The organism is Psychrobacillus sp., from assembly GCF_056205495.1.
In genome coordinates this window covers 1-10222 of the sequence record NZ_JBAEAP010000013.1, presented here as the reverse complement: position 1 = coordinate 10222, position 10222 = coordinate 1, and the positions used below count along the sequence as shown (strand labels likewise).

General features: G+C 39.5%; 8 protein-coding genes and 1 other annotated feature. Of the genes, 6 read left to right on the top strand and 2 right to left on the bottom strand.

Features of this window, described 5'->3' with window-relative positions; all coding sequences use genetic code 11:
- Nucleotides 1–478: 478 nt before the first annotated feature.
- Both guaB and AC06OU_RS00365 read left to right on the top strand, forming a co-directional pair.
- Nucleotides 479–1945, top strand: coding sequence for an IMP dehydrogenase (guaB, locus tag AC06OU_RS00370; protein WP_340881184.1), 1467 nt, complete (start codon nt 479–481; stop codon nt 1943–1945).
- Between the two features lie 157 nt (nt 1946–2102).
- Complete coding sequence (locus AC06OU_RS00365; protein ID WP_475853351.1) at nt 2103–3413, top strand: serine hydrolase; 1311 nt, start codon at nt 2103–2105, stop codon at nt 3411–3413.
- A 92-nt stretch (nt 3414–3505) separates the two neighbouring features.
- Here the strand turns inward: AC06OU_RS00365 and pdxR are convergent, their stop codons facing one another.
- Nucleotides 3506–4909 carry a MocR-like pyridoxine biosynthesis transcription factor PdxR gene (pdxR, locus tag AC06OU_RS00360; protein WP_475853350.1) on the bottom strand — a complete coding sequence of 468 codons (1404 nt, stop codon included), beginning with the start codon at nt 4907–4909 and terminating at the stop codon, nt 3506–3508.
- Nucleotides 4910–5011: 102 nt separating this feature from the next.
- On the opposite strand from pdxR, the gene pdxS reads away from it, so the two are divergent.
- The 3 genes from pdxS (at nt 5012) to serS (ending at nt 8090) form a co-directional block, all read left to right on the top strand.
- Nucleotides 5012–5902 carry a pyridoxal 5'-phosphate synthase lyase subunit PdxS gene (gene pdxS / locus AC06OU_RS00355; protein ID WP_169361356.1) on the top strand — a complete coding sequence of 297 codons (891 nt, stop codon included), beginning with the start codon at nt 5012–5014 and terminating at the stop codon, nt 5900–5902.
- 1 nt (nt 5903) lies between these two features.
- Nucleotides 5904–6497, top strand: a complete 594-nt coding sequence (pdxT, locus tag AC06OU_RS00350) for a pyridoxal 5'-phosphate synthase glutaminase subunit PdxT (RefSeq protein ID WP_475853349.1) — start codon at nt 5904–5906, stop codon at nt 6495–6497.
- Nucleotides 6498–6521: 24 nt separating this feature from the next.
- Nucleotides 6522–6733, top strand: a binding site (T-box leader).
- An 82-nt stretch (nt 6734–6815) separates the two neighbouring features.
- Entirely contained in the window at nt 6816–8090 is a 1275-nt protein-coding gene (serS, locus tag AC06OU_RS00345) for a serine--tRNA ligase (RefSeq protein ID WP_475853348.1), read from the top strand.
- 339 nt (nt 8091–8429) lie between these two features.
- Here serS and tadA read toward each other — a convergent pair whose 3' ends face one another.
- The gene (gene tadA / locus AC06OU_RS00340; RefSeq protein WP_475853347.1) at nt 8430–8906 is read right to left on the bottom strand and encodes a tRNA adenosine(34) deaminase TadA; all 477 of its coding nucleotides are present in this window, start codon (nt 8904–8906) and stop codon (nt 8430–8432) included.
- A gap of 76 nt (nt 8907–8982) precedes the next feature.
- Here tadA and AC06OU_RS00335 point away from each other — a divergent pair, with 76 nt between their 5' ends.
- Nucleotides 8983–10119 (top strand): glycosyl hydrolase family 18 protein, encoded by a 1137-nt coding sequence (locus tag AC06OU_RS00335; RefSeq protein WP_340881175.1) that lies wholly within the window; start codon nt 8983–8985, stop codon nt 10117–10119.
- The last annotated feature ends 103 nt before the right edge of the window (nt 10120–10222 follow it).

Below are 10222 nucleotides of genomic sequence, written 5' to 3'. Positions count from 1 at the left end.
GCTGGGCACCAAAGAAAGTCGTTACCGAGTAATCGGTGGCGGCTTTCTTTTTTGTCTTTTACAGAAAAAAGCCGAAGGCGATTTCTCTCCCTAACCATATATGTGAGAATAGCTTTGAAGCTCTTGGCAATTTTCTAGTTTCAAATAAACTTTCATAAGAATATTACATAGGGAAAAATTAATGATATATATAGCAATCTACCAGTACGACACCTGTCGGGCTAATTCTCACGCCACAGGAAGTGTCTGTCAGAGCGTACACTAACCACAATCGCGATTATACATTTATCTATTAAAATAGCTGTTATGGACTCAAACTTAGTTTCAACTTAATAGTTTTCAATCTTTTAATAGACAAAGTAATAAAATAATTGAAAGAAAAGTCGGAATATATATATTATTTATCGATTCTTGACAGTCTATGTGCCCGCTGATAACCTTGTAATAATATTTAATTATAGAGGAGGAAGTCAGCGTAATGTGGGAATCGAAATTTCAAAAAGAAGGTTTAACATTTGACGATGTTTTATTAGTTCCAGCTCAATCAGAGGTTTTACCAAAGGATATTAATTTATCAGTACACTTAACATCAAAAATCAAATTAAATATTCCGGTGATCAGTGCTGGTATGGATACTGTTACAGAGGCGAAAATGGCTATTGCTATGGCACGCCAAGGTGGACTAGGAATTATTCATAAAAACATGAGCATTGAGGAACAAGCAGAACAAGTGGAAACAGTTAAACGTTCAGAGAATGGCGTGATCACGGATCCTTTTTATCTAACACCGACTCATCAAGTTTATGATGCAGAGCATTTAATGGGGAAATACCGCATCTCTGGCGTTCCTATAGTAAATAATGAAGAAGAACTAAAGCTAGTCGGAATAATTACGAATCGTGATCTACGTTTCATTCAAGATTATTCTTTACCAATTAATGAAGTGATGACTAAAGAACAGTTAGTGACTGCTGCAGTTGGTACTACATTAGAACAAGCTGAAAAAATTCTTCAACAATACAAAATAGAAAAATTACCAATCGTTGATGATAACGGAATCCTTAAAGGCTTAATAACTATTAAAGACATTGAAAAGGTAATTGAGTTTCCTAACGCTGCTAAGGATCAACACGGTCGATTGTTAGTTGGAGCTGCAGTTGGAGTAACAAGTGATACAATGATTCGTGTACAAAAGTTAGTGGCTGCACAGGTAGATGTAATTGTTATTGATACAGCTCACGGACATTCTAAGGGCGTAATAGATGTAGTGAAGGAAATAAGAGCAACCTATCCAGATTTAGATATTATTGCTGGAAATGTCGCAACTGGTGCTGCTACAAAGGCTTTATACGAAGCTGGTGCAGATGTGGTGAAAGTCGGGATTGGTCCAGGATCAATTTGTACTACTCGTGTAGTAGCAGGTGTTGGTGTGCCACAAATTACAGCTATCTATGATTGTGCTACTGAAGCTCGCAAGGCAGGAAAAACTATTATTGCCGATGGTGGTATTAAATTCTCTGGTGATATTGTAAAAGCTTTAGCTGCTGGAGGACATGTAGTTATGCTAGGTAGTCTACTTGCTGGAACAACGGAAAGCCCAGGGGAAACAGAGATTTTCCAAGGAAGACGATTTAAAGTTTACCGAGGAATGGGTTCTATTGCTGCAATGGAAAAAGGTTCTAAGGATCGCTATTTCCAAGAGGATGCAAAGAAATTAGTTCCAGAAGGTATTGAAGGACGTCTTCCATACAAAGGTCCACTTTCTGATACAATTCATCAGCTTCTTGGTGGAGTTCGAGCAGGTATGGGGTATTGTGGTACAGGTACTTTAGAAGACCTACGAGAAAATGCACAATTTATTCGCATGACTGGTGCCGGTCTACGAGAAAGTCACCCACATGATGTACAAATAACAAAAGAAGCACCAAACTACTCTATCTCTTAAAATAAGTAGAAACTTTCGCACCCATTTCACGTCTATATATAGGCCGAATGGGTGCTTTTTTAAAGTGTTATGCACCTAGTTCAAAAAGTATGATAAAATGAGCATTGATAATAGAAAAAGTGGAGGTACAGTAGTGAAGAAATATTGGAAAACAACAATGGTAAAGTGGCTAGTACTTCCGATGTTGCTTGTGTCTTTAGTAGGTGGAATGCCAACTAACACAAAAGCAGAGGAAAGTTTAAATTTAAATGTTGATGCAGCAATCTTAGTAGATGCTGATTCTGGAAAAATTCTTTATGAGCAAAATGCAGATGCAGCTTTAGGAATTGCAAGTATGACAAAAATGATGACTGAATATCTTCTTTTTGAAGCAATAGAAGAAGGTAAAATTTCATGGGAACAACAATATTCAGTAAATGAATATACATATAAAATTTCTCAAGATCGTCGTCTAAGTAACGTGCCTCTTCGCGAGGATGGTACTTATTCAATTCGTGAATTATATGAAGCAATGGCAATCTATTCAGCCAATGCAGCCACTATTGCAATAGCAGAAACAATTGCTGGAACTGAAGAAAACTTTGTGAAGTTAATGAATGAAAAAGCTTCAGAAATGGGCTTAGAAAACTATAAATTTGTAAATTCAACAGGCTTAAACAACGCAGATTTACAAGGGATGCATCCGGCAAGCACAGGGGCAACAGATGAAAATGTCATGCCTGCTAGCTCGGTGGCAAAATTAGCTTATCTTCTGATGAAAGACTATCCAGAAGTGTTAGAGACAACAAAGATTCCTCATAAAGTTTTTCGCGAGGGAACATCGGACGCCATCAAAATGAGTAACTGGAACTGGATGCTACCAGGACTAGTTTACGAATATGAAGGCGTAGATGGTTTAAAAACAGGAACAACAGATTTTGCAGGACATTCCTTTACCGGAACTGCTGAAAGAAACGGTATGAGAGTAATCGCTGTAGTCATGAAAGCAGTAGACGCTAACGGAAAAGGAAGTTATGAAGCTAGATTTGACGCAACTAGAGCATTATTTGATTTTGGTTTTGCCCAATTTACTAAAGTAGAGCTAATACCAGAAGGATATAAAATTCCTGGTCATAAAACTTTGAAAGTAAATAAAGGAAAAGAAGATACGGTTGCAATTGCAGTGAAAGAACCTATCTCTATGCTGATCAAATCCAGTGATAAAGATCTGTACAAGCCTGTTTTCACTCCATTAAAAGATAAGCTAGAAGCAGAAGTCAAGAAGGACACAGTAGTAGGAAAAGTCCATCTTGAAAAATCTGAAGGTACTGATTATGGGTACATTACTGGCGATCAAGGAAGTGTTGATGTAGTAACAACAGAAGCTGTAGAAAAAGCAGGTTGGTTCAGTTTAATGCTACAAGGCATCGGCAAATTCTTTAGCGGATTATGGGATAGTACAACTGATTTTGTTGGCGGTTTATTTTAGTACTTAGGCATTGCAGGCTAAGGTTGTACATCTTCTATAAAAAAGCACTGAAACTCTATATGAGTTTCAGTGCTTTTTGTTTGCAATAGATATTATGACTTCTCTATTTTGATTGCCCGCATAAGTTCATGTATGGAGGACGAAAGATTTGTAAAATCTAGTCCACCGAAACCTAAAACTAACCTTGGAACAGTTTCGTCAATCGGAGAGGTTATATACTTATGCAAACCATAGATTTGAATGTTAGCTTGTTGGGCAAGAGAAACAAGTTCCTCTTCCTTCCTATCTGTCTGAATCGTTAATAGAAGATGCATTCCTGCCTGTTCCCCTGAAAGATTAACAATAGGCTCGTACTCTGAAAGTGTCTTCGTGACAATTTCCAGCTTTCTTTTATAGATTTTACGCATTTTATTTAAGTGCTTGGCAAAGTGACCGTCCTCCATAAATTTCGCAAGTATATGCTGATCCATGCGTGGTACAGTAGCAGAATAATGATAGTATTTGTCCTTATATTGCTTTATAAGCGTGTTTGGAAGGACAGCGTATGCAATCCTTAAGGAGGGCATTAGAGACTTCGAAAATGTGCTTAAATAAATTACACGGTCGTTTTGATCCATACCTTGCAAAGAAGGTATTGGTTTTCCTGTATATCTAAACTCACTGTCATAATCATCTTCAATAATATATCGTTTCTCTTCTTGATAAGCCCATGCTAGCAGTTGACTTCTGCGTGAGGCTGACAAAACAGAACCAGTTGGAAATTGATGAGATGGTGTGACATACATAACCGTTGTATTGGTTTTCTCCAGCTCCTCCACTATTAATCCTTCCTCGTCTACTGGAACAGCAATAGATTTTTCCTCATTCTCTAAAAAAAGATGATGGGATAAGGGATACCCAGGATTTTCATAGCCATAAACGGCTCTGTCACCAAGAAGACGAATGAGAAGTGGCATGAGTTGTTCTGTACCTGATCCTAAAATAATTTGCTCTGGTCTGCTTTTTACACCACGGGATTGGTAAAGATAGGACGATATTTGTTGTCTTAGTATATAGTCTCCCTGAGGATGCCCTAGCTGTAATAGATCTTTATTGTCTTCATGAGCTAATTCTTTTGCGTATTTTCTCCAAAGAGTAAAAGGAAAAGAATCTTCATCTATCTTTCCCGGTGAGAAGTCTATCTGGAAGGAAGTTGCTTTCTCTTCTTTTCCAACAGGAGTATCTTCCTTTTCAATCAGAGCTAGCTCTTCTATGTTTTGGACAAAATACCCTTTTCTTGGCTCCGAATTAATATATCCTTCTGCGACAAGCTGACTATACGAAAGCTCGATCGTTGTTTGACTTAGATCTAGGTATTCAGCTAGTTTTCTTTTAGATGGAAGCTTTTCTCCTTCCTTAATATGACCTTGCACAATGGCATCTTTTAAAAATTTATATAATTGTTCATATAATGGTAGATTTGTGTTCTTTTCTAAAGGAAGCATGAGAAAATCCATTGTATCATCCAATCTGACCATGTTCATTTTGTTGTTTCTGGCACTTTTCATATGGTCAAATACCATTATACTAAATTTTATAACAATTAGGAGGTATATAGGATGAATTTACATATGACAGGAACAGAGCTAGTAAAAAGAGGTATGGCTGAGATGCAAAAGGGTGGAGTGATAATGGATGTTATCAATGCAGAGCAGGCTCGTATTGCAGAGGCAGCAGGAGCCGTGGCAGTTATGGCATTAGAACGTGTGCCATCTGATATTCGTGCTGCGGGCGGAGTGGCTCGTATGGCAGATCCTCGCATAATGGAAGAGGTAATGAGCGCTGTAACGATTCCAGTCATGGCTAAAGCGCGTATCGGACACATCACGGAAGCCAGAATGCTAGAAGCAATGGGCGTGGATTATATTGACGAATCAGAAGTACTGACTCCAGCGGATGAGGAGTATCACCTTCGAAAAAGTGAATTTACTGTTCCTTTTGTGTGCGGATGTAAGGACTTGGGAGAGGCTGCTCGACGTATAGGAGAAGGTGCATCCATGCTTCGCACAAAAGGGGAGCCTGGGACAGGGAATATTGTAGAAGCAGTTCGTCATTTGCGTAAGGTAAATGCCCAAGTAAGAAAGATTGTGCATATGGATGAGGATGAATTAATGACAGAGGCAAAAATTCTTGGAGCACCATATGAAATCTTATTGCAAATTAAGCATAAAGGAAAATTGCCAGTAGTAAACTTCGCAGCAGGAGGTGTTGCAACTCCAGCTGATGCTGCACTAATGATGGAGCTAGGAGCAGACGGAGTGTTTGTCGGTTCAGGAATATTTAAATCCGATAATCCAGAGAAATTTGCTCGCGCTATTGTAGAGGCAACTACTCATTATCAAGATTATAAACTATTAGTGGAGATTTCAAAGGATTTAGGAATCCCAATGAAGGGAATAGAGATTTCTCGTTTATCAACTGCTGAGCGTATGCAAGATCGAGGGTGGTAAGATGGTTACAATAGGAGTGCTTGCTCTTCAAGGAGCTGTTACGGAACATATCCGTTCTGTGGAGGAATGCGGAGCAAAGGCAGTGAAGATTAAAACAAAAGAGGACTTGAAAGGAATAGATGGCTTAATCCTACCTGGTGGAGAAAGTACCGCAATGCGCAAGCTTATAGACCGTTTTGATTTACTAGGTTGTTTAAAGCAGTTTGCAGAATCAGGCAAGCCTATGTTTGGTACCTGTGCTGGTCTTATATTATTAGCAAAGCAAATTCAAGGTCAGGATACACATCATATTGGTGTCCTACAAGCAACTGTCGCAAGAAATTCCTTTGGTCGTCAGGTGGATAGCTTTGAAACTAATTTAGATATTCAAGGAATAGCAGCTGATTTTCCAGCTATTTTTATAAGGGCTCCTCATATTGTGGAAGTAGATAAGAGTGTAGAAATTCTTGCTACCCATGAAGAACGAATAGTAATGGCAAGACATAATCATATATTGGGATGCTCCTTTCATCCCGAATTAACAAATGATCATCGTATAACTGCCTATTTTATACAAATGGTTCAGGAATCGCTTGCCAAACCGGTCAACCTATAGTAAAGTATGGTTAATTTCATGATTTAAAAAACGATGATAGGAAGTAGTAGCAAGTAAGTTTTTTTTAGAGAGTCAGCGGCTGGTGGGAGCTGATAAAAGCGCTTGTGAATCCGTCCTTTGAGTTGCGCAGCTGAAAAATAGGTAAGCTGTGGCCGGTTGAAAAGCCGTTATTAGACAAGTGGATCTGATATGTCAGATCAATCAGGGTGGCAACGCGGGTAGCTCTCGTCCCTTTTATAAGGGATGGGGGCTTTTTTGTCGTTTTTTATGAATTTAAATCTGGTTAATAGGCCAAAAATATCAAGAGGAGGAAATCATATGTTAGATGTAAAATTTGTACGTGATAATTATGAAGAAGTGAAAGCTAAACTTGCGAAGCGTGGAGAAGATATCTCCGAGTTCGATCAATTTCTTCCTTTAGACCAAAAGCGTAGAGAATTAATAGCAAAAACAGAAGTACTAAAGGCAGAAAGAAACGAGGTTTCTCAAAAAATCTCACAAATGAAACGAAATAAAGAAAATGCTGATGATGTAATCGCTCGCATGCGTGAAGTAGGCGATGAGATTAAAGCGTTAGATGAAGAACTACGTCAGGTAGAAGAAAAATTTGAATATATGATGATGCGCATTCCAAATATTCCACATGATGACGTTCCAATTGGCGATTCTGAGGATGATAATGTAGAAATTCGTAAATGGGGAGAGGTTCCTGCATTTAACTTTGATACAAAGGCTCATTGGGATATCGCCACAGATTTAAAAATTGTGGACTTTGAACGAGCTGCAAAAGTAACTGGAAGCCGTTTTGCTTTTTACCGTGGTTTAGGGGCAAGATTAGAGCGCGCACTATGGAATTTCATGATGGACCTTCATTCAGAAGAGCATGGCTATGAAGAAATGCTACCACCATATATGGCAAACCGTATGAGCCTAACAGGTACTGGTCAGCTTCCAAAGTTTGAAGAGGATGCTTTCTTAGTTAACGAAGAGGATTATTTCTTAATCCCAACGGCTGAGGTTCCAGTAACTAACTTCTACCGTGATGAAATTTTAGATGGAGCAGATCTTCCACAAGCCTTTACTGCTTTTAGTGCTTGTTTCCGTTCAGAGGCTGGTTCTGCAGGTAGAGATACACGCGGGCTAATCCGTCAGCATCAATTTAATAAAGTTGAGCTTGTACGTTTTGTTAAACCAGAGGATTCTTATGAGCAATTGGACCTTCTAACAGGACATGCAGAAAAAGTTCTTCAGCTTTTAGGACTTCCATATCGCGTGCTACGTATGTGTACAGCAGATCTTGGATTCACTGCAGCTAAGAAGTATGATATTGAAGTATGGTTACCAAGCTATGGCGAATATAAAGAAATTTCTTCATGCAGTAACTTCGAGGACTTCCAAGCTCGTCGTGCTGGAATCCGTTTTAGAAGAGAACCTGGTGCTAAGCCTGAGTTTGTACACACGTTAAACGGTAGTGGACTAGCAATCGGACGCACAGTTGCTGCCATTCTAGAAAATTATCAGCAACCAGACGGTTCAGTTAAAATCCCAGAGGTCCTACAACCATACATGGGCGGAAAAACAATTATTCAATAAAGAAAAGCGCAAGCACCTATTTCTGCCCCGACAGGCAAATGTGGAAAAGTGAGGAGGCAGTTCCTCAGCCACCGCAACTTTTCCCCATTTGACCCCGAGGGGCAAGGTGCTGGAGCTAGCCATAAAGAAAAGCGAACGCGCCTATGTTTGCCCCGACAGGCAAATGGAGAAAAGCGAGGAGGCAGCACCTCAGCCACCACAGGTTTTAACCATTTGACCCCGAGGGGCAAGGCGGTGGAGCTAGCCATAAAGAAAAGCGGACCCGCCTATTTCTGCCCCGATAGGCAAATGATCAGTTATAGATACTTTTAATGATATAAAAGTAAGAACCAAAAACGCCTAGAGTTCTAAGCGTTTTTGGTTCTTTTTCTTTAGTCGTAGCTCTCGAAAGAAAGTCGTTAGTAAATTACCACAGGTCTCCGCAAGAACCCCTTCTGTTACCTCACAGACATGGTTGAATCGAGTGTCATTTAAAAGAGTATACAGAGAGTCTACACACCCTGCCTTCATGTCTCTCGCACCATATACCACTCGAGGGATACGTGACTGTAATATTGCTCCAGCACACATAGGGCAAGGCTCTAAAGTTACATAAAGGGTTGTTTCTTCGAGTCTCCAGCTACCAATTTTGGCACATGCCTCTTGAATAGCCAGAAGTTCTGCATGTGTCGTTGCATTTTGGGTTGTTTCTCGCAGATTGTAGGCACTCGCAATTACCTCATTTTTATGTACGATAATAGCTCCGATTGGAACCTCACCTATGGCAGCAGCCTTTTTTGCTTCCTCAATTGCTAAATTCATATAATATTGATCCATTTGGAGTCAACTCCTTACGCGTATTTTAGCATGTTTTGTAGATAAGGTGCATATTCTGATTTGAAGGAGTGATGCGATGATTTATACAGTTAAGTTAGGTGATAGCTTATATTCTATTGCAAGACAAAATGGTACTAGTGCGGCTACTATTGCTTCCATCAATGGCTTGCCGAACCAGGATGTATTGGTCGTTGGACAATCATTAGTCCTACCCTCTACTCCAAGTCCAAATCGGCCAATGATTGAAACCAATTTATATGTGGAATGGTATACCGAGGCACCATCTGAAACAGTTATTAGCCAAGTAGAAAATGTAGCCTCTCTATTAACCTACATGATGCCATTTGCTTTTGAAGTTAAAAGAGATGGATCATTGACTAAAATGGATTGGGGAAGGTTGCCAGAAGTTGCTGCGGCAAATAACGTGGAAGAAGTTGTTATAATAGTAAATATTGAAGAAGGTGCTTTTAGCGACACATTAGCTCATACCATTTTTACAAATGAGGAAGTAAAGCAAAGGGTATTTGAAGAGACAGTTGCGGAGGCTAATAGAAGAGGAACGAATCATATTCATACTGACTTTGAATATATAGATCCAGATGATCGGGATGAATACGTAACTTTCTTAAAAGAGTTTCGGGCTTTTGCTCCTAGCTTTATTTTTTCTGCAAGCTTAGCTCCAAAAACAAGTGCTAACCAGCCTGGTAAGTGGTATGAAGGACATGACTATAAGGCTCTAGGTGAGGTGTTAGACTTCGTCGTCATTATGACGTATGAATGGGGTTATAGTGGGGGACCTCCGATGGCTGTGTCTCCAATAGGTCCCGTAAGAAAGGTTTTAGAGTATGCCATAAGTGAAATACCTTCACAAAAGGTTATGATGGGGCAAAACCTGTACGGCTATGATTGGACATTACCCTACAAAGTAGGCAATCCATTTGCAAGAGCAATTAGTGCCCAAGCAGCAGTTCAACTGGCAATCGATCGAAATGCTGCGATAGAATATGATGAAGTTGCCCAGGCACCTTTTTTTAATTACTGGAGGGACGGGAAAGAGCATGAAGTGTGGTTCGAGGATGCGCGTTCTATTCAGGCTAAGTTCAATCTTTTAAAGGAACTGAATCTTTTAGGAATCTCCTACTGGCATAGTGGCTTCAATTTTCCACAGAATTGGTATCTTTTAAATGATATGTTTCGTATTAAGAAAAAATAGGGGGTATTTGTCTTTCTCTGGAAAGACAAATATCCTCTATTTTTCATCATATCCCTATGCTAAAATAGAGGATACGACTTGAAACTTTAGAGTGAGGGTAGAG